Origin of the sequence: Mesorhizobium sp. M1403 (genome assembly GCF_040317695.1) — a bacterium.
In the GTDB taxonomy this organism is placed as follows: domain Bacteria; phylum Pseudomonadota; class Alphaproteobacteria; order Rhizobiales; family Rhizobiaceae; genus Mesorhizobium.
The window spans coordinates 350,771-376,019 of record NZ_JAMYKY010000001.1 but is presented as its reverse complement, the minus strand read 5'-3'; the positions used below and the strand labels follow the sequence as shown (position 1 = coordinate 376,019).

Sequence of the window (25,249 nt, the reverse complement as noted above, 5' to 3'; positions counted from 1 at the left end):
TCCCTACCCCCTTTCCGAAAGGTTTGATGACCAAGAAATCCCTTGGTTCCTCGACGCATTTGTCGACGGAACGAGATCCAATTCGCGACGACTTCCGGAACTTCCTGTTCCTCGTGTGGAAGCACGTCCTGCCCAACGCGAAGCCCACGAAGCTTCAATACGACATTGCCTCATTCCTTCAGCACGGCCCGAAGCGCCTCATCATTGAAGCCTTCCGTGGCGTCGGCAAATCCTGGGTCACCTCGGCCTTCGTCTGCTGGATACTTTACTGCGACCCCCAGGCCAAAGTCCTCGTGATCTCGGCCTCGAAGCAGCGCTCGGACGACTTCTCGACCTTCACCCTCCGTCTCATCTTCGAGATGGAATTGCTGGCCCACCTGAGGCCACAGGGCGACGATCGGATGTCCAAGGTGGCATTCGACGTCCACCCGGCTGCTGCCTCCCACGCCCCCTCTGTGAAGTCCCTGGGCATCACCTCCCAGATCGCCGGATCACGCGCAAACTACATCATCGCCGACGACATCGAAGTCCCGAACAATTCCGACACCCAGCTCAAGCGCGACAAGCTCGCCGAGCAGATCAAGGAGTTCGACGCGGTTCTGTCCCCAGGCGGGCGCATCATCTTCCTAGGCACCCCTCAGACCGAGCAGTCGATCTACAACAAGCTGCCCGAACGTGGCTATGTCGTCCGCATCTGGCCGGCCCGCTATCCCGACGAGGAGCGCCGCGCCAAGTACGGCTCGAGACTTGCCCCGATCATCGGCCGCGAGCTGGACCTCGACAGTGGCCGCGTGGGTGACCCCAGCGACCCTGAGCGGTTCAATGACGTCGACCTGAGTGAACGTGAGCTGTCCTATGGGCGCTCGGGCTTCTCCCTGCAGTTCATGCTGGATACCAGCCTCTCCGACGAGGACAAGTTCCCGCTGAAGCTGTCCGACCTGATCGTCATGGGGCTCAACCCCAAGAAGGCTCCCAGGTCGGTGGTCTGGGGCTCAGGCCCTGAACAGGTCCACGAGAAGCTCCCCAACGTGGGGCTGCCCGGTGACCGCTACAACCGCCCGATCTTCATTGAGAAGGACTACCTCGATTACGAGGGCTCAGCCATGTTCGTCGATCCCTCGGGACGCGGCAAGGACGAGACCGCCTGGGCCGTCGTCAAGATGCTCCACGGCACCCTCTACCTGACAGCCATGGGCGCTGTGCGCTCGGCCGGCTACGGCGATGACACCCTGACCAAGATACTGACCACGGCCCGCGACCAGGGCGTCAACATCATCAAGGTCGAGCCCAACTTCGGTGACGGCATGTTCGCCCAACTCCTGAGGGCCAAATCCGCGGTGTTCTACCCTGTCCTCATTGAGGATGCCGAGTGGTCGAAGACCCAGAAGGAGGCCAGGATCATCGACACCCTGGAGCCGATCATGAACCAGCACAGGCTCGTGGTGTGTGAGACGGTCATCGAGAAGGACTACCTCAGCACAGAGAACCTACCGGCTGACGAGGTCAACAAGACCCGGCTGTTCTACCAGATGACCCGGATCACCAGAGCCCGTGGTGCCCTGGCACACGATGACAGGCTCGATGCGCTGGCAGGCTGTGTCGCCTACTGGCTGGAATGGATGTCTCGGAACACGACCGTGGCTGCTGACACCCGTAAGCAGGAACTGCTGGACCTGGAGCTGGCTAGGTTCATGGAGAATGCCCTAGGAGGGTCTGCTAGGTCCGGTCCCAACTGGATGGGGACACGCTGACTGCTCGGCTAAAGCCTCGCTGTACCCCTCAGATACCCTTAGATCGAATAGGGTGATCAGTAGGCCTACCCCAAGGGTTCTCCCCCTTAAGGTTACCCTTAAGTGGAACCTGAGAGGGACCCTTAAGGTGACCCTTCAGTGCCACCTGATGCCGACCTGAGCCTGCCTTGGTGTTCTCCCCAGGGTGGGCTTAGGGGGCAGAGGGACCCAGGAGACCCTAGACATCAGGAAGGAACATCTTCTCCTCCTTGGCAGCAGCCAGGAATGCCTTACGGGCCTCCTCAGGGGGAACCTCATCGGCCAGTGCGGCTACACATACGCGCACCGCTAGGTTCCACTTCGGTCCCCTCTTGGTCCACTTGAGGAGATGCTCGGATGCACCCTCGACGTGAGTGATCCCGTACCTCACGCCGGCTCGATCACCCTTTACGCAGACCGGAGGGTAGAACCAATGGAGACCCATAGGCCTTCACACGCCAGTCTTCTTCGCTCCCACCAACCAGTTTCGGACTGCGGCAATCGCCACAAACAGCACCACACAGAAGATGGGCGTCGGCAACGCCCTCATTTCATCGAAGCCGTCGCGGGTCGCGTAGAACCAAGCAACGAAGATACCATAGATCAAGCCGTAGAGCGCAGACCGACCGAAACGCCAAGGAACCATCAAGAAGCCCTCCTTCCCCGCTGCGCAGATTACGTCGGCGAGCGGGCAAAGCATATAGGGCACCGGAATGTTTGGTGCAAAAGTCCGAGCGACCCATCAGATATGTGGCAGCGCGCGACTCCCCCCGTACCCCCTTCGGTTCCCCTCGATTTGGCCTTGTGTCGCACCCTAGGTCACAGCTTGTGCCACAGCATGCGCCTAACCTGTTGATTTCATAGGCATTCGGACTGGATCATAGGACCATAGCAAGGCACATGGGGCATCTAATCGGGCTCTAATGGGGCTCCAAATGGGCATGTGAAGGGCATAGGAACAAATGCCTAGGCGTTCCCTCGCCAATCGGTGCTTTTGCCTAACGTTCACCTAACGCAACCATCAGCACAACCTAAGCCCACCTTCACAACCCTGCAGTTGCACCAATGCCGGCCCATATACAGCACGCGCGGGCAGGCATGCGGTTTCCACCTAAGCCAAGCATGATCGGCAAGCATGGTCGGCAACCGGCGCACCAAATCAAGGCCTTAGCACCTCGGCTATGTGACTGATATCATTACACAATCAATGCGATTTGGGCTCATAAATAGGGCTCAAAACACCGGCATTTCGGGCAGCTGTGGCGGCATGCCAAGGGAATATCGAAGATTTCTTCAAACTTTCTTTTGTAGCATTATCAATGGCTTAGCCTGATATTGCGGGCTCATCTGTCGATTTCTCCGCATCTATCGTTTTCTCCGCTTGTGCAGATGTCTCCGCTATGGGAGAAAGAAACACCGGAGCGGATGGCGCTTCGGCCGGGGCCACGGGCCAGAAGGGAAACGCCGACACTGCCCACCAAGGGCTTACCTGAGGTTTGTCGCCTCGGACGCCGGGAAAGACCGGGGTTTACCGAATGGCACCTAAGACCATGAGGGATTGCATCTAGGCCTGTAAATGCTGGCCCGTGCGCTGAATAGGTCTTAGATGACCACAGCCGAAGCAATCGGAAAGCATATAGAGGCCACCACGTTAGGCCAGCAACAAACACCTAAGGGGAACGCAAGTTTCCCTAATGGTGTTTCTTGGCCTGTCTTATGGACATGCTTAGAAACATCTAAAGGATCAATCAAATGAAGCCTTTCCACAGTGCAACGGTTCGCTCCGGTGGCAACGCCAAGACTATCAAGGGCGATAAAGCTGGCGAGTTTGTAACCGCCATTATGTACTTGGCACCGGCCCGCATGGCTGGCGGCGCTAATCTCTGCAGCATGGCGACACTCGCCGGTTGCGACCCAAGCCACGGCGGCGGTTGTCTGGTCAAGGCTGGCCGCGCTTCCTACACGCCAAACATCAATCTGGCGCGCATTGCCAAGACGCAACGATACCTCGCCAGCCGCGAAGCCTTCTTAGCTGAATTGGTGCGGGATATCGGTCGCTTTGCCCGCAAGGCCGCCAAGCATGGTCTTAAGCCAGCCGTGCGCCTTAACGGCACGTCGGACATCCTTTGGGAAACCGCGCATCCTTGCTACCGCAACGGCCAGCGCTTCGCGTCCATCTTTGAGGCGTTCCCTGAGGTGCAATTCTACGATTACACCAAGGTCTACAAGCGCGTCTCTAAGGCGCTGCCGGCCAACTACTCGCTCACCTTGTCCTATAGCGAGGCAAGCCGCGCCTATGCCGACGCCGTCAAGATGGCCGCGACATGGTCTAAGGTGAACGTCGCCGTCGTGTTCCGCACCAAGGCAATCCGCGACAGCTACATGGCCGCTGCAGATGGCTTTGAGGGTGTCGAGGTGATTGACGGCGACGAAACCGACATGCGCTTCCTTGACCCTAAGGGCGCAACGCACGTCGTCGGCCTCTACGCCAAGGGCAATGACGCCAAGCGCGACAGCTCCGGCTTTGTTATCGACTAACGTCTCCGCTAAAGGACACTCTCCGATCAATAGAAAGGCTCCGCTATGGAATACGCAATCGCTGCCGGCCTCTGGTCCCTAATCGCTGGCTTCTGTGTCGCCGCGTTCATCGCTGAGGTGCGGTCATGATGAACCGTCACCTATTCCACAAGGATGGTCGCCCGGTCGCTATTGGCGACGAGGTCACGTCATTCCGCGACGAGAAGTACATCGTGACGGGCTGGGAGAAGACCGGCCGCAACAGGGTCTACGTCAAGGCCGTGGGCGACAAGTACGAGGCCGAGTTCTTCGTCAGCGTGTTCGATCTCTCGTGGGATCAGCCGGCATGAAGAACTGGCGCAACGGGGCGCAGGACGTCGCCCCACCACTCGCTCACCGCGACCTGAGGCCTTGCTACACCGTCCTGAGGTTCGGCCGGCAAGCCACCATCATCGGGCCGGACACGCTGGTCCACGTCACCCAGGCCATGGAAGAGGGACGAGGCAAATGATCGTCTACAACGTCGCCCGCGCTTGGTTCACCATGAAGGCCGACGCTGAGGCCCACCGCAAGTCCCTCGGTCGACCACCCACCGCCACCGCAACCATCCGCATCGACAGCCGCGAGGAACTGGCAGCGCTGCTCAACGGGCTCATGGGGCTCGGCGAGATCGAGGTCATGCAGGCCAACACGGTCGTCGCCGGTCCCGCTCTGGTGCCCACCGAAGTCGTCGAGCGCGCCCAGATCACCAACACCCCACCCGATTGCGTCCCCGCCTTCCTCGTCAGGGAGTGGGAGCGCCGCAACAAGCGCGAGCAGAAGGACAACGACGAATGACCACCGAACTCATCCTCGCCGGGATCGCGGCCTTCGCCATCCTGATCCCCCTCTACTTCATCATCAAGTGAGATCACCATGACAGGCATCCCACGTCCCACCTACGTCATCCAGAAGATGGCCGAGCGCTCCGAGCGGGGCAACAAATGGCACCTCTTCACGGAGTATCCGGGTGGTGGCCAAGTCACCCTCGGGTTCCACGCCAAGAAGGCAGCAGCCATCATCGTCGCCCGTGTCCTGGCCGGTCGCGGCGGCAAGATTGAAGTCCGCAAGATGAAGGTCGAGCGCATCACCGCATGGAAGGTGGCGGCATGACCCAGGCACCCGACGAGAGAATGATTGTCGGCGAGACCGGCCCTGATTGGGAGCCGACGCCAGCCATCAAATACTACGCGCAGATCGAAGGCATCTATGCGTTTGGCTCAACCCCTGAGGCAGCCATCGCGGCCCTCGAAGCGATCATGAACGGAGACCCGGAGTGACCCACATCAGCGAACAGTTCTTCAACGAGGGCAAGGCTCTCACCTTCCTCCGTGGCTACCTCGACGAGTTCCGGCCGGCCACCTACGGCACCAAGCTGACCAAGCGGCGCACCCGCTGCGGCCAATATTGGGAAGTCGTCGGCTCCCGCTTCAACTGATGGAGATCACTGGCGCGTGGTCAAAGGGCGTCTCTGGCTTCGCCGCCGCTCCTGCCACCAGAAAGCGGCCAGTGCTGGCGAGAGCAGGACGACTTCCATCACATAATTGATGATGTTGTACGGGCTGTAGGTGTCTTGAACATGCGTCAGCCCTCCCCAAAACCCGTTAGCCATGAACATTCCGGAGATGGCGACAACGTTCACCCCAAGCGCCAGAGCAATCCATATTCGGATGAACCATGTGAGCGTTTTGTCCATCGCTGAATATGGCACCAAACCAATCCCAAGATCAACCTCAAGGAACCATCACATGACCAAGATCAAGACCGCAGCCGACCGCACCAAGGGCTTCGCCTTCTCGGCCACGCACCTCCCGCAGATCGGCGACACCGTAAGCCTAAAGCAGGGCATCAACGTGGAAATCGCCACGGTCTCGAACATCTCGCTTTCGGGTATGCTGAGCTTCAGCGACCGCCGCAATGGTTGGCACCTCTGGTCGTCCGAAGCGATGTCGGCCTGCACCCTCGTCACCGCTGTCAAGGCTCCCGCGAAGGAACCCACCGCACCCATGCAGAAGGCCGTCCTCGACCTCCTGCGCCGCAAGGGTGCAATCACGTCGATGGAAGCCCAGGGTGTCCTGCGCTGCCGCCAGTTGCCGGCCCGCGTCCTCGAACTGAAGCGCCTCGGGCACAGCATCGTCACCGAGATGAAGCTGGACCACACCGGGCAGAAGTACGCTCGATACCACCTGCAGGTGGCATAGTCAGGAGAGGCGCGAGACCCTACGAAGGTAACCTCGCGCCTCCTACATCCTTGCATTATGTCCTTCTAAAGGACCAGTGCAGGGATCACGCCAATGCCGAACATAACAGCCAAGGAAAGATTGAGGCGGGTGGCCGTTATCGAGCTGGTTCTCGGCCTCGTCGCCGAACTTGATAAGCTCGGCACCAGCCGGGACATGCACATCGTTCTGATGGCAATCCGACTTGGGAACTACCAACGGCGACCTATGGATGTGACTGCTCTCGCTGTTGCAACCAGCCTGCCGCGTACCACCGTGATCCGCCACATTCATGCCCTTGAGGAGCTTGGCAGGGTGAAGGTGGTCACAAACGGCCGGCGAGCGATTCCACTCCTAATTGGAAGTGATCTGCCGCTTGTCAAAGGCTTCTATGGGAAGCTTGAGCAGCTCGTTATTCAAGCATCTTCTAACCTGTCCAAAGTGGACAGTTCACTCGTAGACACAAATGTTAACGATCGGTAATGAGCCGGCATGAGCCCCCGCTCTGGGTCGCTCGCACCCTCAGGAAAGCAGAACAGCATGATGACCGCAGTGCATGCAGTACAGATCATTCATCACCTCTCGCAGATCGCAGAGGCTCTTACGGTTATGAGCGGAGGTTCCTTCAAGCCCGCCGCACCTCCTGTTCAGGCTGAGATACCCGCTTCGCCGTGGGACAGCCCGAACGTTCCTAATGAGTATGATACGGTCCTCGGCTATTTCTCCAAGATGCTGCCGAGCGCCTTCGATATGATGTCTGAGCCCGTCGCGGACACCCAGCGCGATGGTTTCTGGCTCACCCATCAGGCAGCCCGACGCGGCATTAAGGTCGTCAAGGTTGCCGCTCCTGAGGCCCTGATCGACAGCGGCATCACCGAGCTGAACGCCTACCCTGTGAGCCTCCTGGCGGAACGGATCGCAGCGTAGTTTGATAGCCTAGTTAGGACGCAACAGCGGAGATTACGGGGGCTTATATCTCCGCTGTTGCAGAAGATGCGGTACTGGGATAAGCCTACATAAGCCATGACTATGGCAGGGAGAGGACAAGACCATGACCAAGACAATATCTACGCCTGTGGAGAACAAGACAGCTCGTAAGTTCATCGCGTTTATCGAAGAGTTCCGGAAGCTCAATAAGGAGATGCAGGCCAACCAGATTGCCCTGTTTCTCCACGTTGCGGCCCAGCCTGACCTCACCATCAGGGAATATAGCCAGCGCGCCGACCTTGGCGATGGTGGCACCATCACTCGCAACCTCGACGCACTTAGCCCGACCCGGAAGGTTCTCCAGAAGGACCCCCAAACGGGCAAGCAGGTGCCAGCTCTTGTCGACGGCTACGGCCTCATCGAGCTGTACGAAGATGCCATGGACAGACGCTTCAAGCGGGTCAAGCTGACCTCACGAGGCGTCCGCGTCTACAACACCCTCATCCAAATCCTAGGGAGCTGAGCATGTCAGTCAATCCACGCGGCAAAGGCTTCCAAGTCGACGTCAAGCTGTCCGGTGTCCGTCACCGGCCCTTCTTCGAGACCGAGGCCAAGGCCAAGGCGTGGGAGGCTGACGCTCGCCATGCGGACAAGATGGGTCGCCCGCTGCCTGAGGCCACCAACTCCACGGTGCAGGGCGGCGGGCGGATCGAGCCACTGGGCGATCTCTTCGACGAGGTCACAAAGACCCGGTGGTCGGCCAAGAACGCCAAGGCTTCGAGCTTCCTCGTGCGCAACGGGAAGCTGTTCACAGACTTCCTCGGCCGCGCCCGCCTGATCACCTCGATCAAGTCGGCTGACTTCTACAGCTACGTCGACCACTGCCGCTCGCTCGGCAACGAGAACGCAACCATCAACCGGAAGGTCTCGGCCGGCCGCACCATGATGCGTGTCGCCGTACAGCGCGAGATCATCCCCGGCGTCCCGTACTGCGAGAAGTTCAGGGAGAGCGCCGGCTCGGTCAACTACTTCGAGTTTGGCGAGGAGGACCCGATCCTCACCCACCTAAAGCACCGTGGTCTCGACCAGCTCTATGACCTCGTCATCTTCCTCGTCGACACCGGAGCGCGCATTGAGGAGGCCCTGACGGTCGACTGGAAGACCATCCACGGTGGTCGGCTGCGGCTGGAGAACAGGAAGAACGGATCGTTCGGCGTCATCCCGCTCACCAAGCGCGCCACCCTGGCCCTGGAGCGCCGCCGCATCCACAGCACGAACGTCGACCGGCCATTCGGCGACTTCAAATACAAGTGGGCCGTGGCCCAGCTCACCAAGGTCTACGAACACCTCGGCGGGCGCTACCTCGATGTGACCCAGCCACTCCACGTCTTCCGTCACTCCTGCGCCAGCCGCTTGGCCATCGCGGGGATCGACGCGAACCGCATCAAGGAATGGATGGATCACTCCAGCCTTCTGGTCACCCAGCGGTACGTCAAGCTGAGCCCGAAGAACCTTGAGGTCGGGGCCGATGCGCTCGACCGGATGACGACACCAGTAAAGCTCAAGGTCGTGAAGAAGCGGGCTTAGGGCGTGACAGGCGGGAGAGACCCGCACAATCGAAGGCAACACTCAGGGGCAACCAACTATGTTCAAGAAAGCAAACTTCGTCGGCCAGCGCATCCGCGTGACCAATCCCGATTGGGCGCACCATACCGATGGCTTCGCCACAGGGGACACGGTGACCATCACCGACCCTGACCATCACGAGATCGGGGTGGTGGAGGCGGTCAACGCCGCAGGCAAAACGAGCATCCTCTACGCCGACGAGTTCGAGGTGATCCCTCAAACAACGGCTTGAACTTGTGACATGGCTTGTGGCATGGACGTGGCACAGGTCACCAGATCGGCGGGTATGGCGGAATTGGTAGACGCACTTGGTTTAGGTCCAAGCGTTGAGAAACATGGGGGTTCGAGTCCCTCTACCCGCACCACAAAAACCGGGGCTCAGGCCACTTCCACTGGGTTGTCAGGCTTCTCCAACACCAGACGAAGCGCCCGGTCAGCGCTGTGTGGGCTATCCTGTAGTTCGTCCAAGATAATCAGAAGTAGACGGACGGTTAGAAGAAACCACTCTCGGTTTCCCAGCGTATGGGCCGAATCAGTCTTCTTTCTGATCGCAGCGCCCATGGCCATTGAAGTGACTTCTCGGCCGATGATTTCGTGATCAAACCCGAGGGGGACCTTTGAATGGGCGAATGCATTGCGGATCGCTTTGATCGAATGAAATTCTTCGGCCATGGAGGATGTTATCACCCCGAAAGCCTGCGCCACTAGGATTTTCGAGTGGAAGTCCATCAGCGGTCCACGGTTTAGAAAGAGCTGCCCAATGAGATTTGGGCTGCTGTGTTTGAACTTACCGATCAAAAGGTTTTCTAGGGCGGCTTCGGCCAATGCTGCTCCTGTAATTGCAGTGGCCAAATCGGGTTCTGAACTCAAGCCGTTCATGATTGCGTCGATCTCGGGCTTGGACGGAACCTTTCTGCTAAGTTTGCGCAGTGCCTCTCGGTTCGACATTGGATTACCCCCTCAAAACATGACCTTACCGCCGGCAACGAATTATGCCAAGGCGGCGTAAACTTGTGACACGGGTTGTGACATCAGCGTGTCATAAGCCACCATGACGAAGCTGATCGACGCACTTGGTGTAGGTCCAAGCGTTGAGAAACATGCCTTTTCCCCGCGCCAGACCACCCCCGACAGTGGATTTAGGTTCCAGTGCCGAAAGGCGTGGGGGTTCGAGTCCCTTCATCCGCACCACCCTTCGCTCTTCGAGCTTCGGGTGGCAGGCCACTCGAAGCTCGTGACGAAGGACTGTCCCCGAAGCCTTGGCGAAGGGGGACAGGCGCCACTATGGCCCACCATTTCGATCCCCAGAGCGCCGACACCTAGATTCTTCCACGCTTCAATAGAGCGGCTCCTCGAACAGCGTCTTGTCGCCGTCCACCAGCGCCTTGATCTGCGCCGTGCCGTTGGCCGCGATCGCGACGCGGATGCCGAACGGCCGCACCCGCATGTCATTCTGGATCGCCATGCCCTCGCCCTCCGGCAAATAGAAGCGCTCGATGCCGTAATCCGGCGCGATCGTCGTGGCTGCGCTGAGATCCGAGCCCTCGGAGACGTGTCCGACGATATCGGCTTCACCGGATGCTGCCGGCACCGGCGCTTGCCCGAACCAAGCCGCGGTCGGACCCCAATAGCCGTCGGCGCCCGGCTTCAGCCTGACCACGATCGGCGTGTCGTCACTCGCCAGCTTGCCGGGTGGAATGTTGCCGATCAGCTTCACCGGTATGCGCGAAATGTCGTAGCCGAGCAGAATGTAGTCACCACGCAAGAGATCGCGCGGATCGATCGGCTCAACCCTGAGCAGGACTTGCTTGCCGTCGCGCAGGATCGCCGCGCGTCCGGCGATGATCCAACTCAGAAAGCCGATCTGGACGAGCGCCAGGACCAGCGCCGAGATGATCAGTCTTTTGCCGGTCATCATGCTGCTGCACCTGTCATATCCGGAGCGTTCATGCGCTTTTCTATGCGGATGATAATGAAAGCAAGAACGGCGAGAAGCACCGCCGCCGCAAGGAAGAAGCCTGCCGTGTCGAGCATTGATTGCAGCATCACCACATAGATGATGGCGAGTTCGAAGGCGAAGCCCGCATAGGCAACCCAGCGCAGTCCCCGGCTCTCGCGGCCGCCCAGCACGATCGCCGCGACGATGCCGGCCAGCGCAACAGCCGAGGCAATGGCGAAGCCGCTGCTGTAGCTGCTTTCATCCGCCAGTTCGAACTGGATCATCGCCAGGCCGGTGAGAAAGCCGATCAGCGCGTGCAGGGGCAGCCTGCCACCCAGTTGCAAGATCCTGTCGACCGGCCCGGCAGCAAAGATCGCAGCGATAAAAAGCAGCACCGACGCGACAACGAGCGGGATAGCGACTTGCAGCGTGTCGTACCGCGTCACCAGGAGCACGAGATAGAACAGCACCGACAGGATGATCAGGTGGCGCGCCGCCTGGCTGCGCGTCCAGAACGAAACGGCAAACAGCACCAGCGCCATGACGACGAAGAGATGCGGGAATTCCGCGCGATACTCGAAGCCTTTCAGGAACAGCCAGGCATCGGCGATGCCGACGGCAGCGACGGTCAGCGGGTTCGAGCGCAGCGCCACCGCCGCCAGCGCCGTGCCGGCGCCCCAGGTGACCACGGCGGAGGCCTCGTCGCCAGACAAATGGTACATCTGGCCGATCAGCGCGATCGATCCGCCGAACGCTGCTGCCGCGACGATCCACAGCGCTTCGCCGATCGCCGCATGGTCACGCATTTTCAGCACCGCGCCGCCGACATAGCCGGCAAGGATAACGGCAAAGAGTGCTGCGACCCGTACCAGCCGCGGGATGACTTCCCAGTTGGCGGCGATGAAGATCAGGATGGCCGCGCCGAACAACAGTGCCGCCATCATCGCCAGGATCGAGCCGAAGCTCAGCGATTTGCGTTCGTTGGCCTCGACGTCGCGCGTCAGCACGTCGGCTGTCGGCGCGTCGATCAGGCCGGCCTGCTGCCATCGTGCGATATCCAACCTGACCCGTGACGAATAGCTCGCCATGCCCCTCCCCCTTTGTTTAGCCCTTTTAGCTCGTCCGCCCAAGCGTTTGACCTAACGGCATTTTCCGATCTGGGCAGAAAACTGGACGCGCGTTAATGCTGCAATGCACAATTTGCATTGCTGCCATGCACCAATAGCGCTTTTAAATCGATATGACCCCTCTTATCTTCACGGTGCACACAAAGACGGAATGATCCGAAAGAAAGACGAAACGAGAATACCATGAACCTGATCCGCAACTATCGCAACTGGCGCCGCTACCGGGACACCGTTTCTGAGCTGAGCCGCCTGAGCACCCGTGAACTGACCGACCTCGGCATCAGCCGCGGCGACATCCACTACGTCGCCCGCAAGGCGGTCTAATCCTTTCGGACCGCAAATGGTCCGAACCAGTTTTGAAAGAGAACGACAATGAACCTGATCCGCAACTATCGTAACTGGCGCGTCTACCGCGAGACGGTTACCGAGCTGGGTCGCCTGTCAAACCGCCAGCTCAATGATCTCGGCATCGTCCGCGACGAGATCAAGATGGTCGCTCGCAGGGCGATCTAACCAGCAGAATTTCGCCAGGGTCGACCTCCTCCCCGACCCTGACGGATACGGTCAGCCTTCACCTCCTCCCGAGGGTTGACCACAAAAACGGCGCCCGCCGGACCTCCTCCCCCGGCGGGCGTTGTTTCTAAGAAGGGTTTCGCGCCCTTTCAAATGGCGAAAGGAATTTCGTCAAAGCCGACCTCCTCCCCGGCGATGACGAATACGGTCGATCTTCACCTCCTCCCGAGGATCGGCCAACAAAACGACACCCGCCGGACCTCCTCCCCCGGCGGGTGTTGTTGTTTTCAGGCTCGAAACGCCCTGGGAGCCGTTTTTGGCGGGACGTCCCCGTCGTCAGTCCAGCGCGCCGCTCTTCAGCACGCCTCGCTTCTTCCACTGGCTCAGCGGAAAAATATCCGGCGCGCCGCCCATCGGCGCATACCAGGAATCCACCACCCATTCTGTACCGCCGCGGTCGCTGATCACCGCCGTCCAATGCGGATAGCGCCCGTCGACAAACAGGCCTCGCGAGGCCTTGTCCTCGACCTTATGAAACCTGAGCAGTTTTCGCTCGGCAAGATAGACCAGCAACGCATGCGTATTGGTCGATTCGTCGACACAATCCATCTGGCCTCTGACGCGCGATGCACCGAATTTCGACTGCGGCTGGTCGCGGACGCCGATGGCCTGGAAAATGCGCTGTTCGAAATAGCGGACGGCCTTCGAAATAGCGGAGCGCTCGGCCTGGGGCGAACCCGCGCCCGCACGCAGGATAGAGCGGAAACGCGCACCGTCACTGGGGCCAAGCGCCAGCGTCGTGCGATAGTTGCAACCGTAACCATGGCATATGGGGATCCGCTTGGAAGCCGTCGCGGCCGGTTCGCCGGCCGCTGCTGATCCGCCCACGGCGATCACGACTGTCAGAAATGTCGCTCTGGCAAAGACCCCGAGACTCCCACCCATTCGCAATAGTAGACGATTGCAGCGCGCGGCGGCAACAGCGCGGCTGATTCGTGTAATTGCAATCGCCGCGCCAAGGGATTATTTCGGCGCTCATGAACACAAATCCCATTCACGTCATCGGTGGCGGTCTCGCCGGCTCCGAAGCTGCTTGGCAGGCGGCCGAAGCCGGCATTCCGGTTATCCTGCATGAAATGCGTCCCGTCCGCGGCACCGATGCGCACAAGACCGACGGGCTGGCCGAGCTCGTCTGTTCCAATTCCTTCCGCTCCGACGATGCGCAAGCCAATGCCGTCGGCCTGCTGCATGCCGAAATGCGGCTCGCCGGTTCGCTGATCATGAGCGCCGGCGACGCGCACCAGGTGCCGGCCGGCGGTGCGCTGGCCGTCGACCGCGACGGATTTTCCGAAGCGGTCACCAGAAAGCTCGAAGCGCACCCACTCATCACCATCCGGCGCGAGGAAGTGCCTGGCCTGCCGCCGGCGGACTGGGACCAGGCGATCGTCGCCACCGGCCCGCTGACCGCCCCTTCGCTCGCCCAGTCGATCGCGGAAGCAACCGGCGCCGACGCGCTCGCCTTCTTCGACGCCATCGCGCCGATCGTCCATTTCGACACGATCGACATGGATATCTGCTGGTTCCAGTCGCGCTACGACAAGGTCGGCCCCGGCGGCACCGGCAAGGATTACATCAACTGCCCGATGGACAAGGAGCAGTACCTTGCCTTCGTGCAGGCGCTGGTCGACGGCCAGAAAACCGAATTCAAGCAATGGGAAGGCACGCCCTATTTCGACGGCTGCCTGCCGATCGAGGTGATGGCCGAGCGTGGCATCGAGACATTGCGTTACGGGCCGATGAAGCCGATGGGGCTGACCAATGCACACAATCCGTCTGTAAAGGCCTATGCCGTCGTCCAGCTTCGCCAGGACAACGCACTGGGCACGCTCTACAACATGGTCGGCTTCCAGACCAAGCTGAAGCACGCCGAGCAGGTGCGCATTTTCCGCACCATTCCCGGGCTGGAAAACGCCGAGTTCGCCCGCCTCGGCGGCCTGCACCGCAACACCTACATCAATTCGCCGACGCTGCTCGACGCTTCGCTGCAGTTGAAGTCGCGGCCCGGCTTGCGTTTTGCCGGCCAGATCACCGGCTGTGAGGGCTATGTCGAGAGTGCCGCCATCGGCCTGCTCGCCGGGCGTTTCGCCGCCGCCGAAAGGCTTGGCCATGCGCCGTCGCTGCCGCCGTTGACCACCGCTTTCGGCGCGCTGCTCAACCACATCACCGGCGGCCATATTGTCTCCGACGACGAGCCGGGAAAGCGCTCTTTCCAGCCGATGAACGTCAATTTCGGCCTGTTCCCGCCCGTGGACGCGCCAAAGATCGAAGGCAAGCGGCTGCGCGGCAAGGACAAGACGGTCGCCAAGCGGCACGCGGTGACATCGCGCGCGCTGGCCGATTGCCGCGAATGGCTCGGGCTGCCGGCGCAGGCGGAAGCTGCGGAATAACGGTCGGGTTGGCTACGCGGCAGCCTTTATGCGACCGGCCAGCCCCGCGTTGCGCGCCGGAACAAGAGCCAATGCCGGTGCAAGGCCGAAAGCCGCACCGCGCCATCAAGCGGTGAATGGCGGGAGCCGTCCATCTTGCCGAGATAGGCGCCCGTCAGCGCCAGCGGCAGAAACGCCGGACGCAGTGAAATCGGCAGGGCGGACGCCCCCTGCTCGAAAGCTGAGAGATGCTCGCGTGCCAGCGCGATCATCGCGGCAACGGCGCGTTCCGCGCCCGGCCCGCCGTCACCTGTAGCGAACTCTTGCGGCGACGATCCCGCCGCAGCCAGAATGTCGGCCGGAACGAAGCACTGTCCCCGCTTACGATGCAGCGGCAGCAGAAGCAGGAGACCGGTCATCGCCTGCGCACAACCTGCCCTGCCGGCAAGTTCGGCAAAGCGCGGTGCTTCGACCGGATCGAGCACCATCGCCGCAAGCTGGATGAGCGCGGCGGCAGTCTCGCCGCAATAGCCTTCGAGATCGGTGCGCGACGGCATCGGGTCGTCATAGAGATCGAAGACGCGCGCTTCGAGCATATTGTCGAAAGCGGCCTTGGGCAGGCGGTGAGCGGAAATAGTCGCCCTCAGCGCGTCCGCCACGGGATGGCCGACCTTAGCGCGATCCTCTTCGGCGGCGATGACGTCTCGCCACCATTGCAGCCGGACTTCACCCGGCAGCGCTTCGCGGATGCGATCGCGTATGCCGGCAATTTCGGCGTTGAAGGCATAGAGCGAAAACACCGCGTCCCGCTTGTCTTCGGGCGCGTAGAGCGCGGCGAGATAGCGGTCATGATCGGCGGCGCGCACCGTCTCCATGACGGCTTTGGTGTTTTCGGCCACGTCAGTCGACGGCGATGAGTGCTGCGGCCACGGCGCGGTCTTCAGCCAGCAGCACATTATAGGTCCGCACTGCCGCCCCGGTCGACATCGGATCGGCGGAAATGCCGGCATCCTTCAGCGCAGCACGCAACGCCGCCGGCAATGGCCTCAGATCCTTGCCGCTGCCGACCAGCAGGATCTCGACCTTGTCGGCCTCGTTGAACAGCTTGGTGAAATCCGCTGCCGTCAGCGCCAGCGGATCGGCCGGCTCCCAGCCATAGATGCCAGAAGGCAGGCACAGCAGCGAGCCGCGGTGCGACATGTCGGCAAAGCGGAAACCGCCATTGCCGTAAGCCTCGATCGGTGCGCGGCCGGGGAAATGCGCCTCGCGGATGACGATGCCCTTGGCCACTTTTGCGGCAAGCCGTCAGGTGGCTATGGCTTTGCCGCCGCCCACCGGCTTTTCCTCATCGGATGCTGTGGCCTGCGGCCGCAGCTTGAACAGGATAAGCAGTGGCGCGGCGATAAAGATCGACGAATAGGTGCCGAACACGACGCCGAACAGCATGGCCATGGTGAACGAGCGGATCACCTCGCCGCCGAACAGCACCAGCGCCAGCAGCGCCAGGATCGTCGTCACCGAGGTCAGCGTCGTCCTCGACAGCGTCTCGTTGATGGCGTTGTTCAGCAATTGCGGCAGCGGCATTCGCTTGTATTTTCGCAGATCCTCGCGAACACGGTCATAGACGACGATCGTATCGTTGAGCGAATAACCGATGATGGTGAGGATCGCCGCCAGCGACGACTGGTTGAATTCCAGGCCGGTGATGACGAAGAAGCCGATCGTCATGACCACGTCATGCACGGTCGCAACGATGGCGCCGACCGCGAACTGCCATTCGAAGCGGAACCAGACATAGATCAGGATGCCGAGCAGCGCGACAAGCATGGCGATGGTGCCTTGCTTGGCAAGCTCGCCCGAGACCGTCGGCCCGACCACTTCGACGCGGCGGAAATCATACTGGTCCTGCAGCTCGCCGCGCACCTTGTCGATGACGGTCTGCTCGGCATTCTCGCCGCCCTCCTGCGTACCCACGCGGATCAGCACGTCGTTCGGCTCGCCGAACTGCTGAACCTGCACCTCGCCGATATTGAGTTCCGTCAGCCTGCCGCGGATGTCGGCCAGATCGGCATTACCGGACTTGGACTGCACCTCGATCAGTGAGCCGCCCTTGAAATCGATGCCGTAATTGATGTCGATGGTCATGAATCCGACAACCGCGAGGACCGAAAGCACGCTGGACAGCGTGAATGTCCAGCGGCGGATGCCCATGAACGGAATTCTCGTTCCCGGCGGAATGAACGTCACCGGCGCGCGCGGCAACTCCTTCGGACGAGCACGGCGAAGCCAGATCGACACCAGCAGGCGGGTGAAGGTGAAGGCGGTGAAAACCGTGGTCAGGATGCCGATGGCATAGGTGACGGCAAAACCCTTCACCGGTCCCGTGCCCAGATAGAACAGCACCACGGTCGCTATCAGTGAAGTGACATTGGAATCGACGATGGTCGCCAGCGCCTTGCTGAATCCGGTATCGATTGCCTGGATGACCGAGCGGCCGGCACGTCGCTCCTCGCGAATGCGCTCATAGATCAGCACGTTGGAATCGACCGCCATGCCGATGGTCAGCACGATACCGGCAATACCGGGCAAGGTTAGCGTCGCTCCAAGCAGCGACAGCAGCCCGACGATCATCGCCACATGTACCGCCAGCGCGATGTTGGCGAGGAAGCCGAGGAACCCGTAGGCGACGAACATGAACGCCACCACCAATATCGAACCGATGATGCCGGCGACCTTGCCGGCATGGATGGAATCCTCGCCGAGCCCAGGGCCAACTGTGCGCTCTTCGATCACCGTCAGCGTCGCCGGCAGCGCGCCGGCACGCAACAGCACGGCGAGGTCGTTGGCGCTCTCGGCCGTGAAATTCCCCGATATCTGGCCTGTGCCGCCCGGGATCGGTTCACGGATCTGCGGCGCCGAAATCACCTGGTTGTCGAGGATGATGGCAAACAGCTTGCCGACGTTCTGCGCCGTCGCCTGACCGAACCGCTGCGCCCCTTTCGAATCGAAGCGGAACGAAACAACCGGCTCGCTCGTCTGGGAATTGAAGGTCGCCTGGGCATCGACGAGGTTTTCACCCGAAACGATGACGCGATTCTCGATCAGATACGGAACCGGCGGGTCGTCCTGCGAATACAGTACCGAGGATCCCGGCGGCGGACGGCCGTTCAGCGCATCCTGCACCGGCATCGACTGATCAACCATCTGAAAGGTCAGCTTGGCGGTCTGGCCAAGAATTTCCTTCAGCCTCTGCGGATCCTGGAGGCCCGGCACTTGGACCAGAATGCGGTCGTCACCTTGCCGCTGCACGATCGGCTCGGTGGTGCCGAGTTCGTTGACGCGACGCTCGACGACCTCAAGAGACTGCGCCAACGCCGTCGACGTGCGGTATTTGATGCCGGCATCGGTGACGGTGAATTTGAGCAGGCCGGGCTCGGAATCATCCAGCGCCATCTCCTGAACGGAGCCGCCGCTGAACAGGCCGGCGGCCACCGGGTCGGTCAATGGTTTCAAGGCTGCCTTGGCAGCGTCCACCTGTGCGGGATCGGTGATGCGGACCTGCACCGTGCGGCCTGTTCCAGAAAGACCGGTATAGCCAATCTTGGCATCGCGCAGCAGCGTCCTGATTTCGTCGCGCGTCGCCTCCAGCCGATCCTTGATCAGATCGTTCGGATCCATCCGGAGCAGGATATGCGAGCCGCCCTGTAGGTCGAGGCCAAGCGTCATCTGCCGCTTCGGCATCCAGTCGGGCAGCTTGGCCAGCGTGCTGGCGGAAAAAAGGTTGGGCGCAGCGAGGACCACTGTGGCGGCCACGGCCAGCCAGATCAGGATCATCTTGAAGCGCGAAAAATAAAGCATATGGCGTCGTCCGTCAGGGCGTACTGGCGGATCGTTCCGCCGACAATTCGGTTATTTCTTGGCGTTCTGGTTCGCCACCGGCTCACCCTTGACGCGCACGTCGGCAAGCGTCGAGCGCAGCGCCGTCACCTTGGTGCCGCCGCCAAGGTCGATCTCGAGCTCGTTATCATCGATCACCTTGGTCACCTTGCCGACCAAGCCGCCGCCGGTGACGACGGTGTCGCCGCGGCGAACCGCCGCCAGCATCTCGCCGCGCTTCTTCAGCTGCGTGCGCTGCGGCCGGATGATCAGAAAATACATGATCACGAAAATCAGAGCAAACGGCACGATCTGGATAAACATTGCGGACGAGTCCCCGCCGATGCCTTGGGCGTATGCCGGTGTCACGAACATCGAGGTACTCCTGAACTTTGAAAAACAGCCGCAAAGCGGCCCCGCCAAATTTGGCCGGAATATAGTCGGTAACGTTGCCAATGCAACTGCGCGGCCGGGCAAATCGGCTGCTTTTCCGGCCTGGTGAGCCGTGCTAGAGGGTGATCCCGAAAAGCGATGCTCGGTTTTCGCAAAAGATCATGCCCGAACAAATGCTTGGGACGAGTTTCGAAACCGCTGAAATCAGGTAGGTTACCCTCCCGCACCGTCCTGAACGCGAAACAAAACGCGAAACAAAAGACAAGAGATGACCGACAGCCCTATCGATATCCTGCACCAGAAGCTCGACCGCCTGATCGAGGCGGTGGCCCGCCTCGCCCCGCCGCCGGTGCCGCAAACCGACCTCGGCGAGGCCGATTGCTTCGTCTGGCAGGCCGATCCCGGCTATCTGGAACCGGTGCGCAAGGTCAACCGCGTCGACATCGGCCTGATCCGCGGCGTCGACCGCGTCCGCGACATATTGGTCGACAACACCGAGCGCTTCGCCTCCGGCTACGCTGCCAACAACGTGCTGTTATGGGGCGCGCGCGGCATGGGCAAATCGTCGCTGGTCAAGGCCGCGCACGCCTCGGTCAACGCTTCGGCCAAGCCCGACGTGCCGCTCAAGCTTATCGAGATCCACCGCGAAGACATCGACACGCTGCCGAAGCTGATGGGCCTGCTGAAGGCAGCGCCGTTTCGCTTCATCTTGTTTTGCGACGACCTGTCATTCGACCATGACGACACATCCTACAAATCGCTGAAGGCAGCACTTGAAGGCGGCGTCGAAGGCCGCCCGGCCAATGTCATTTTCTATGCCACCTCGAACCGGCGGCATCTGTTGCCGCGCGACATGATCGACAATGAGCGCTCGACCGCGATCAACCCGTCGGAAGCGGTCGAGGAGAAGGTTTCGCTGTCGGACCGCTTCGGCCTGTGGCTTGGCTTCCACAAATGTTCGCAGGACGAATATCTCGACATGATCGATGGCTATGTCCGCCATCATGATCTCGCCATCGATCCCGAGACGCTGCGCGCCGAGGCGCTGGAATGGGCGACGACGCGCGGCAGCCGTTCGGGCCGCGTCGCCTGGCAGTTCACCCAGGATCTGGCAGGCCGGCTCGGAAAATCGCTCAAGGACTAGCCGCTCAAGGACTGGCAACAGAAGAAGCCCGCACCTTGCGGAGCGGACTTCCTCGGCGGGCTGAAGGTCAGGCGGCCCGCAAAAACGGTTTTTTCTCTATTCGAGATAACCCGACGGATCGACCGGCGCCGAGTTCTTGCGCACTTCGAAATGCAGTTTCGGCGAGTCGGTGGTGCCGCTCATGCCGGATAGTGCGATTTCCTGGCCGCGCTTGACCTTCTGGCCGCGCTGCACCTCGATCGAGCTGGCGTGGCCGTAGACGGTGACCAGACCGTTTTCGTGCCGCACCAGCACCGTGTTGCCGAATTCCTTGAGGCCGTCGCCGGCATAGATGACGACGCCGTTTTCGGCTGCCTTGACCGGCGTCCCCTCAGGCACGGCGATGTCGACGCCGTCCTTGCCGCCGCCGAAGCTTGAGATCACGCGGCCGCGCACCGGCCAGCGCATCTTGCCGATGCCGGTTGCATCCGGCGCCACCGCATCGTCGTCCTCGGCCTGCTGGATGACTTTCGCGTCCTTCTTCGGCGGCGTGTAGGAGGCGAGCGTCTGCGTCGGCGTGCCCTTGGCCGGCGGCTGGGTGGTGGCCGTCGTCACCGGATCGACCTTTGCCGGCTTCGCACTGGCGACGACAGCGGTTCCGCCTGCCGGCACTTTCAGGGTCTGGCCGATCTTGAGCAGTCCATCCTGCATGCCGTTCGCCTGCTTCAGCGCAACGACGCCGACGCCGGTCTTCCTGGCGATGGCGGACAGCGTATCGCCTTGCTGAACCGTGTAGGTGCCGCCGGCTCCGGCCGGCTTGGCCGTCGCCGAAGCAGTTTTTGGCGCGGCCTTTCCATCCTTCGGCTGGCTTGCGGCAGCCGAGGCATCCACCTGCGCGGCGGACTTGCCTTCCCTGACCTTCGGCTGCTGCGGCAGCACGGCCACCTTCTCCGGCGCATCGGCCGGCTGGTCGTGCCTGGTGCCGTTCGCGGGCTTGGCATCGGCGACTTTCGGCGCGGCGCCGTTGCTCGAATACGCATAGGCCGGGATGACGAGCTTCTGGCCGGTCTTCAGCCCTTTGGTCGCGCTCAGCCCGTTGACTTTCATGATGGCGTCGGCCGGCACGCCGTAGCGCCGCGACAGGCCGGAAATGGTCTCACCGTCCTTGACGACGATCTCGGTTGCATGCGGTGCGCCGGCGGCCGTCGCCACGCGCGGCGCGTCGGGCTCGGCGTTCTTGAACGGCCTTGCCGCAGGAGCGACGGTGCCGGTTGCCGTCCTGTCGACACGAGGAGCGGCAGGCGCCAGGGCCGGCGCGGCAGCGGTACGCACCGGGCGAGCGGCGGGTGCCAGGGCGGGAGCCGGCGGCGGCAATTGCTGCGCCGTAACGGGTTCGAGGCTTGAGCGGCTGACCGACTGGGTGTGGCTGCCGTCGATCGGCGCGGCCGCAACATCGCCCGGATAGGGCTGGGCAGCATCCTGCTTGTCGATGATGGCGCGCTGGTTGTTGGTCGAGGCGGTGAACACGTCGTCGACGCTGTTGAACCGCGCCACCTGGGAACTACACCCCGTCGCAGCCCCTGCGATCATGAGGACGGCGCAGCCACGCGCCAGATTGCGTCCGTTTGCCTTCAAAACACTGAATTGCATCGCACTAACCCGCACAGACCCGGTACAACTGAGCCTGATTAAAGCGCGTTAATGTTACCGGTCGGTTAAACCTGTAGAATCAGACGCAAATTTTCTTAAAAATGTTTCGAGGATCGAGCGCCGGGTGTGTTGAGATTCAGGTCAGGCCGAGCCGAAAATGGTGGATTCCGAGAACCGGAGCGGAGCGTACATTTGGGTACGTGAGCACCGGAAGCGGAGGAAGCCGCAATTTGCAGGCCGGCCTCACCTGAATATCGACACACCCTAGATGACCGCCGCGACACTGCGCAGGATCGGCTGCAGACGCACCAGGCCGATATCCTCGCGTTCGAAGCGGCTGCCGACCTTGGTCAGCTTGGCCAGCACCTGCTCGCCCTCGTCGGGTCCGATGGGCGCAATGACGATGCCGCCGCTCGACAATTGGTCGAGCAGGAAACGCGGCAGGCTGTCGAAGGCCGCCCAGGCGACGATGCGGTCGAACGGCGCTTCGTTGGCCAGCCCGTTGGAACCGTCCGCCTGGCGCACGATGACGTTGCCGATGGCGAGTGCCTCGAGACGCTGCCGGGCCTGTTCGGCCAGCGTCTTGTAACGGTCGATGGTGACGATCCGCGCGGCAAGCCGCGACATCACCGCCGCCGTGTAGCCGGACCCGGTGCCGATCTCGAGCACGCGGTTGCCCGGTTCGATGGCAAGTGCCGCGATCACCGCCGCCTGCAGGTCGGCGCCTTCGATGGCCTCGCCGCATTCGATTGGCAGCATACGGTCGGACCAGGCAATCGAGTGGAAATGCGGAGACAGGAAGCCGCGCCGCGGCGTCGCCTCGAAGGCGGCGATCAGCGCCTTCGGCACCGTGCCCCTGCCGCGCAGGCGAAGCAGGAAGGCAGCGAAACCTTCGCGTTCGTCGAACGTTGCAGCGTGATTCAAGTTCATGCGAGCGCCTTGGCCAGTTGATCGCGGATTTCATGCGCGGTGAGATCGAGCTGCAGCGGCGTCACCGACACCAGCCGATTGCGCAAGGCATGGAGGTCGCTGCCTTGCTTGCCCTCGACCGGCTCGCGGCCGAAGCGCAGCCAGTAGTAAGGCAGGCCGCGCCCGTCGCGCCGCTCGTCGACCCACAGGCTGTGGACCAGCTTGCCCTGCGAAGTGACCACAGTTCCGGCGATCTCTTCCGGCGCACAATTCGGAAAATTGACGTTGAGCAGCACGCCGTCCGGCAACGGCATGGCGACGAGCTTTTGGAGCAGCGCCGGCGCCAGCGCCTCGGTTGTCTCATAGGGAACGACGCGATCCTCGCCGACATAGGAATAGGCCTGGCTGATGGCGATCGATCGCACGCCGAGCAGCGCGCCTTCCATGGCACCGGCGACCGTGCCCGAATAGGTGACGTCGTCGGCGATGTTGGCGCCGGAATTGACGCCGGACAGGATCAGGTCAGGCGCTTCGGGCAGGATCTTTTTCACGCCCATGATGACGCAGTCGGTCGGCGTGCCGCGCACCGCAAAGTGCTTTTCGCCGATTTTCCTGAGGCGAAGCGGCTCCGAGATCGACAGCGAATGCGCATAGCCGGACTGGTCCTGTTCCGGCGCCACCACCCAGACGTCGTCCGAGAGCGTGCGGGCGATGCGTTCGAGCGATGCAAGGCCCTCGGCATGGATGCCGTCGTCGTTGGTCAGAAGGACGCGCATTATTTCGATTCGATCTTTTCCAGACCGCCCATGTAAGGCCGAAGCGCTTCAGGAATGGTTACGCTGCCGTCTTCATTCTGGTAATTTTCGATGAGGGCAATGAGAGCGCGGCCGACGGCGGTGCCCGAACCGTTCAGCGTGTGGACGAAGCGATTGCCCTTGCCGTCCTTGTCCTTGTAGCGGGCGTCCATGCGCCGCGCCTGGAAATCGCCGCATACCGAGCACGACGAGATCTCGCGATAGGCATTCTGGCCGGGCAGCCAGACCTCGATATCGTAGGTCTTGCGCGCGCCAAAGCCCATGTCGCCGGTGCACAGCGTCATGGTGCGGAACGGCAGGCCGAGCCGCTTCAGCACCTCCTCGGCGCATTGCGTCATGCGCTCGTGCTCGGCGACTGACGAGTCCTGATCGGTTATCGACACCAGCTCGACCTTGTAGAACTGGTGCTGCCGCAGCATGCCGCGCGTGTCGCGCCCGGCCGAGCCCGCCTCCGAGCGGAAGCAAGGCGTCAGCGCGGTATAGCGCAGCGGAAGTTTTTCGTGCGGCGTGATCTCATCGCGAACGAGATTGGTGAGCGGCACTTCGGCGGTTGGGATTAGGCCAAGCCTGCCGTCCCCAGGCCGAACGAAGAATAAATCCTCCTCGAATTTCGGCAGCTGCCCAGTCCCGAAAAGCGCCTCGTCGCGCACCATCAGCGGCGGCTGGATCTCCACATAGCCGTGCTCGGTCGTATGCAGGTCGAGCATGAACTGGCCGAGTGCGCGCTCCATCCGCGCCAGTCCGCCTTTCAGCACCGTGAAGCGCGAGCCGGAAAGCTTGGCCGCACGCTCGAAATCCATCATGCCGAGCGCTTCGCCGATCTCGAAATGCTCCTTCACCCAGTTCGGCCGCGTCGGCACCTCACCGACGACGCGCTTGACGACATTGTCGCGCTCGTCCTTGCCGACCGGCACATCGTCGAACGGCACGTTGGGCAGCACCGCCAATGCGTCGTTCAGCGCCTTGTCGAGCTCGCGTTCGCGCGCCTCGCCGTTCTGGATGAAGGCCTTGATCTCGCCGACCTCAGCCTTCAGCCGTTCGGCAAGGGCGGCATCGCCCGAGCGCATGGCATTGCCGATCTCCTTCGATGCGGCGTTGCGGCGTTCCTGCCTGGTCTGCAGCTCGGTCAGATGCTCGCGCCGCGCCTCATCCGCGGCGATCAGATCGTCGACCGTGGACTGCGCCTCCCCGGCCGACCACGAGCGCTTCTGAAGCGCCTCGACAAGGGTCTTCGGGTTGTCGCGAATCCATTTGATGTCAAGCATGGTCTGTTCGTCCTCGGCGCAGCGGTTTCGGGACAACGAAATGCCCAAAACAAAGACCAGAGGGCGTAAACCGCATCCCTGATCGATGCAAGATGTGAAGCCTGGCGTTTCTTCAC

General features: G+C 61.6%; 33 protein-coding genes and 1 tRNA gene. 19 read left to right on the top strand and 15 right to left on the bottom strand.

What is annotated here, in order from left to right; genetic code table 11:
- Positions 1-26: 26 nt before the first annotated feature.
- Complete coding sequence (gene terL, locus NKH01_RS01915) at positions 27-1,751, top strand: phage terminase large subunit (RefSeq protein ID WP_353018686.1); 1,725 nt, start codon at positions 27-29, stop codon at positions 1,749-1,751.
- 217 nt (positions 1,752-1,968) lie between these two features.
- On the opposite strand, the gene NKH01_RS01910 is transcribed toward terL, so the two are convergent.
- Both NKH01_RS01910 and NKH01_RS01905 read right to left on the bottom strand, forming a co-directional pair.
- On the bottom strand, positions 1,969-2,214 hold the full coding sequence (locus NKH01_RS01910; RefSeq protein WP_353018685.1) for a DUF982 domain-containing protein: 246 nt from the start codon (positions 2,212-2,214) through the stop codon (positions 1,969-1,971).
- Positions 2,215-2,220: 6 nt separating this feature from the next.
- Positions 2,221-2,418 carry a hypothetical protein gene (locus tag NKH01_RS01905; protein ID WP_353018684.1) on the bottom strand — a complete coding sequence of 66 codons (198 nt, stop codon included), beginning with the start codon at positions 2,416-2,418 and terminating at the stop codon, positions 2,221-2,223.
- A 1,103-nt stretch (positions 2,419-3,521) separates the two neighbouring features.
- On the opposite strand from NKH01_RS01905, the gene NKH01_RS01900 reads away from it, so the two are divergent.
- The 7 genes from NKH01_RS01900 (at position 3,522) to NKH01_RS01870 (ending at position 5,763) form a co-directional block, all read left to right on the top strand.
- Positions 3,522-4,307 carry a GP88 family protein gene (locus NKH01_RS01900; protein ID WP_353018682.1) on the top strand — a complete coding sequence of 262 codons (786 nt, stop codon included), beginning with the start codon at positions 3,522-3,524 and terminating at the stop codon, positions 4,305-4,307.
- A 128-nt stretch (positions 4,308-4,435) separates the two neighbouring features.
- A complete protein-coding gene (locus NKH01_RS01895) occupies positions 4,436-4,636 on the top strand; it encodes a hypothetical protein (protein ID WP_353018681.1) in 201 nt (66 codons plus the stop codon).
- On the top strand, positions 4,633-4,797 hold the full coding sequence (locus tag NKH01_RS01890) for a hypothetical protein (RefSeq protein ID WP_353018679.1): 165 nt from the start codon (positions 4,633-4,635) through the stop codon (positions 4,795-4,797). Before NKH01_RS01895 ends, NKH01_RS01890 begins: the two co-directional genes overlap by 4 nt.
- Positions 4,794-5,123 carry a hypothetical protein gene (locus NKH01_RS01885; protein WP_353018677.1) on the top strand — a complete coding sequence of 110 codons (330 nt, stop codon included), beginning with the start codon at positions 4,794-4,796 and terminating at the stop codon, positions 5,121-5,123. Before NKH01_RS01890 ends, NKH01_RS01885 begins: the two co-directional genes overlap by 4 nt.
- 78 nt (positions 5,124-5,201) lie before the next feature.
- Positions 5,202-5,438 carry a hypothetical protein gene (locus NKH01_RS01880; RefSeq protein ID WP_352704414.1) on the top strand — a complete coding sequence of 79 codons (237 nt, stop codon included), beginning with the start codon at positions 5,202-5,204 and terminating at the stop codon, positions 5,436-5,438.
- A complete protein-coding gene (locus tag NKH01_RS01875) occupies positions 5,435-5,605 on the top strand; it encodes a hypothetical protein (protein WP_353018675.1) in 171 nt (56 codons plus the stop codon). The genes NKH01_RS01880 and NKH01_RS01875 overlap by 4 nt, the downstream gene beginning before the upstream one ends.
- Positions 5,602-5,763: a hypothetical protein gene (locus NKH01_RS01870; protein WP_353018673.1), complete on the top strand. Its 162-nt coding sequence runs from the start codon at positions 5,602-5,604 to the stop codon at positions 5,761-5,763. The genes NKH01_RS01875 and NKH01_RS01870 overlap by 4 nt, the downstream gene beginning before the upstream one ends.
- Before the next feature lie 6 nt (positions 5,764-5,769).
- Here NKH01_RS01870 and NKH01_RS01865 read toward each other — a convergent pair whose 3' ends face one another.
- A complete protein-coding gene (locus NKH01_RS01865) occupies positions 5,770-6,021 on the bottom strand; it encodes a hypothetical protein (protein WP_353018671.1) in 252 nt (83 codons plus the stop codon).
- Positions 6,022-6,073: 52 nt separating this feature from the next.
- Here NKH01_RS01865 and NKH01_RS01860 point away from each other — a divergent pair, with 52 nt between their 5' ends.
- The 7 genes from NKH01_RS01860 to NKH01_RS01830 all read left to right on the top strand — a co-directional run bounded on the left by NKH01_RS01860 (position 6,074) and on the right by NKH01_RS01830 (position 9,462).
- The gene (locus tag NKH01_RS01860; RefSeq protein WP_353018669.1) at positions 6,074-6,526 is read left to right on the top strand and encodes a helix-turn-helix domain-containing protein; all 453 of its coding nucleotides are present in this window, start codon (positions 6,074-6,076) and stop codon (positions 6,524-6,526) included.
- A gap of 93 nt (positions 6,527-6,619) precedes the next feature.
- A complete protein-coding gene (locus tag NKH01_RS01855; RefSeq protein ID WP_353018668.1) occupies positions 6,620-7,027 on the top strand; it encodes a helix-turn-helix domain-containing protein in 408 nt (135 codons plus the stop codon).
- 57 nt (positions 7,028-7,084) lie between these two features.
- The gene (locus NKH01_RS01850; protein ID WP_352704424.1) at positions 7,085-7,471 is read left to right on the top strand and encodes a hypothetical protein; all 387 of its coding nucleotides are present in this window, start codon (positions 7,085-7,087) and stop codon (positions 7,469-7,471) included.
- Between the two features lie 124 nt (positions 7,472-7,595).
- Positions 7,596-7,994, top strand: a complete 399-nt coding sequence (locus tag NKH01_RS01845) for a winged helix DNA-binding protein (protein WP_353018666.1) — start codon at positions 7,596-7,598, stop codon at positions 7,992-7,994.
- A gap of 2 nt (positions 7,995-7,996) precedes the next feature.
- Entirely contained in the window at positions 7,997-9,058 is a 1,062-nt protein-coding gene (locus tag NKH01_RS01840) for a tyrosine-type recombinase/integrase (protein WP_353018664.1), read from the top strand.
- A 58-nt stretch (positions 9,059-9,116) separates the two neighbouring features.
- Positions 9,117-9,329 carry a hypothetical protein gene (locus tag NKH01_RS01835; protein ID WP_353018663.1) on the top strand — a complete coding sequence of 71 codons (213 nt, stop codon included), beginning with the start codon at positions 9,117-9,119 and terminating at the stop codon, positions 9,327-9,329.
- A 48-nt stretch (positions 9,330-9,377) separates the two neighbouring features.
- Positions 9,378-9,462, top strand: a tRNA-Leu gene (locus tag NKH01_RS01830).
- Between the two features lie 13 nt (positions 9,463-9,475).
- On the opposite strand, the gene NKH01_RS01825 is transcribed toward NKH01_RS01830, so the two are convergent.
- The 3 genes from NKH01_RS01825 to NKH01_RS01815 form a co-directional block, all read right to left on the bottom strand.
- Complete coding sequence (locus NKH01_RS01825; RefSeq protein WP_353018660.1) at positions 9,476-10,045, bottom strand: hypothetical protein; 570 nt, start codon at positions 10,043-10,045, stop codon at positions 9,476-9,478.
- Between the two features lie 388 nt (positions 10,046-10,433).
- On the bottom strand, positions 10,434-11,015 hold the full coding sequence (locus NKH01_RS01820) for a GDYXXLXY domain-containing protein (RefSeq protein WP_352482141.1): 582 nt from the start codon (positions 11,013-11,015) through the stop codon (positions 10,434-10,436).
- Positions 11,012-12,124, bottom strand: coding sequence for a DUF2157 domain-containing protein (locus NKH01_RS01815; RefSeq protein ID WP_352790524.1), 1,113 nt, complete (start codon positions 12,122-12,124; stop codon positions 11,012-11,014). Before NKH01_RS01815 ends, NKH01_RS01820 begins: the two co-directional genes overlap by 4 nt.
- Before the next feature lie 222 nt (positions 12,125-12,346).
- Between NKH01_RS01815 and NKH01_RS01810 the strand changes: the two genes are divergently transcribed.
- Both NKH01_RS01810 and NKH01_RS01805 read left to right on the top strand, forming a co-directional pair.
- The gene (locus NKH01_RS01810; RefSeq protein WP_023720174.1) at positions 12,347-12,487 is read left to right on the top strand and encodes a DUF1127 domain-containing protein; all 141 of its coding nucleotides are present in this window, start codon (positions 12,347-12,349) and stop codon (positions 12,485-12,487) included.
- 48 nt (positions 12,488-12,535) lie between these two features.
- Entirely contained in the window at positions 12,536-12,676 is a 141-nt protein-coding gene (locus NKH01_RS01805; RefSeq protein ID WP_023678914.1) for a DUF1127 domain-containing protein, read from the top strand.
- A gap of 336 nt (positions 12,677-13,012) precedes the next feature.
- Here the strand turns inward: NKH01_RS01805 and NKH01_RS01800 are convergent, their stop codons facing one another.
- On the bottom strand, positions 13,013-13,564 hold the full coding sequence (locus tag NKH01_RS01800) for a hypothetical protein (protein ID WP_245278626.1): 552 nt from the start codon (positions 13,562-13,564) through the stop codon (positions 13,013-13,015).
- Positions 13,565-13,713: 149 nt separating this feature from the next.
- Here NKH01_RS01800 and trmFO point away from each other — a divergent pair, with 149 nt between their 5' ends.
- Positions 13,714-15,123, top strand: coding sequence for a methylenetetrahydrofolate--tRNA-(uracil(54)-C(5))-methyltransferase (FADH(2)-oxidizing) TrmFO (trmFO, locus tag NKH01_RS01795; protein WP_023720176.1), 1,410 nt, complete (start codon positions 13,714-13,716; stop codon positions 15,121-15,123).
- A 26-nt stretch (positions 15,124-15,149) separates the two neighbouring features.
- On the opposite strand, the gene NKH01_RS01790 is transcribed toward trmFO, so the two are convergent.
- The 4 genes from NKH01_RS01790 to yajC are packed head-to-tail and all read right to left on the bottom strand — an operon-like array spanning position 15,150 to position 19,353.
- Complete coding sequence (locus tag NKH01_RS01790) at positions 15,150-15,977, bottom strand: phytoene/squalene synthase family protein (protein ID WP_023720177.1); 828 nt, start codon at positions 15,975-15,977, stop codon at positions 15,150-15,152.
- A 25-nt stretch (positions 15,978-16,002) separates the two neighbouring features.
- The gene (locus NKH01_RS01785) at positions 16,003-16,392 is read right to left on the bottom strand and encodes an Mth938-like domain-containing protein (protein WP_023720178.1); all 390 of its coding nucleotides are present in this window, start codon (positions 16,390-16,392) and stop codon (positions 16,003-16,005) included.
- 15 nt (positions 16,393-16,407) lie between these two features.
- Positions 16,408-18,960, bottom strand: a complete 2,553-nt coding sequence (gene secDF / locus NKH01_RS01780; protein WP_353018656.1) for a protein translocase subunit SecDF — start codon at positions 18,958-18,960, stop codon at positions 16,408-16,410.
- A 51-nt stretch (positions 18,961-19,011) separates the two neighbouring features.
- The gene (gene yajC / locus NKH01_RS01775) at positions 19,012-19,353 is read right to left on the bottom strand and encodes a preprotein translocase subunit YajC (RefSeq protein WP_023678921.1); all 342 of its coding nucleotides are present in this window, start codon (positions 19,351-19,353) and stop codon (positions 19,012-19,014) included.
- A gap of 286 nt (positions 19,354-19,639) precedes the next feature.
- Between yajC and NKH01_RS01770 the strand changes: the two genes are divergently transcribed.
- Complete coding sequence (locus NKH01_RS01770) at positions 19,640-20,515, top strand: ATP-binding protein (protein ID WP_353018655.1); 876 nt, start codon at positions 19,640-19,642, stop codon at positions 20,513-20,515.
- Between the two features lie 96 nt (positions 20,516-20,611).
- On the opposite strand, the gene NKH01_RS01765 is transcribed toward NKH01_RS01770, so the two are convergent.
- The 4 genes from NKH01_RS01765 to serS all read right to left on the bottom strand — a co-directional run bounded on the left by NKH01_RS01765 (position 20,612) and on the right by serS (position 25,133).
- Positions 20,612-22,144, bottom strand: coding sequence for a peptidoglycan DD-metalloendopeptidase family protein (locus tag NKH01_RS01765; protein ID WP_352482134.1), 1,533 nt, complete (start codon positions 22,142-22,144; stop codon positions 20,612-20,614).
- Positions 22,145-22,408: 264 nt separating this feature from the next.
- Positions 22,409-23,074 (bottom strand): protein-L-isoaspartate(D-aspartate) O-methyltransferase, encoded by a 666-nt coding sequence (locus NKH01_RS01760; RefSeq protein WP_031194310.1) that lies wholly within the window; start codon positions 23,072-23,074, stop codon positions 22,409-22,411.
- Entirely contained in the window at positions 23,071-23,829 is a 759-nt protein-coding gene (gene surE / locus NKH01_RS01755; RefSeq protein ID WP_023720063.1) for a 5'/3'-nucleotidase SurE, read from the bottom strand. Before surE ends, NKH01_RS01760 begins: the two co-directional genes overlap by 4 nt.
- Positions 23,829-25,133 (bottom strand): serine--tRNA ligase, encoded by a 1,305-nt coding sequence (gene serS / locus NKH01_RS01750; protein ID WP_023720062.1) that lies wholly within the window; start codon positions 25,131-25,133, stop codon positions 23,829-23,831. The genes surE and serS overlap by 1 nt, the downstream gene beginning before the upstream one ends.
- Between the last annotated feature and the right edge of the window lie 116 nt (positions 25,134-25,249).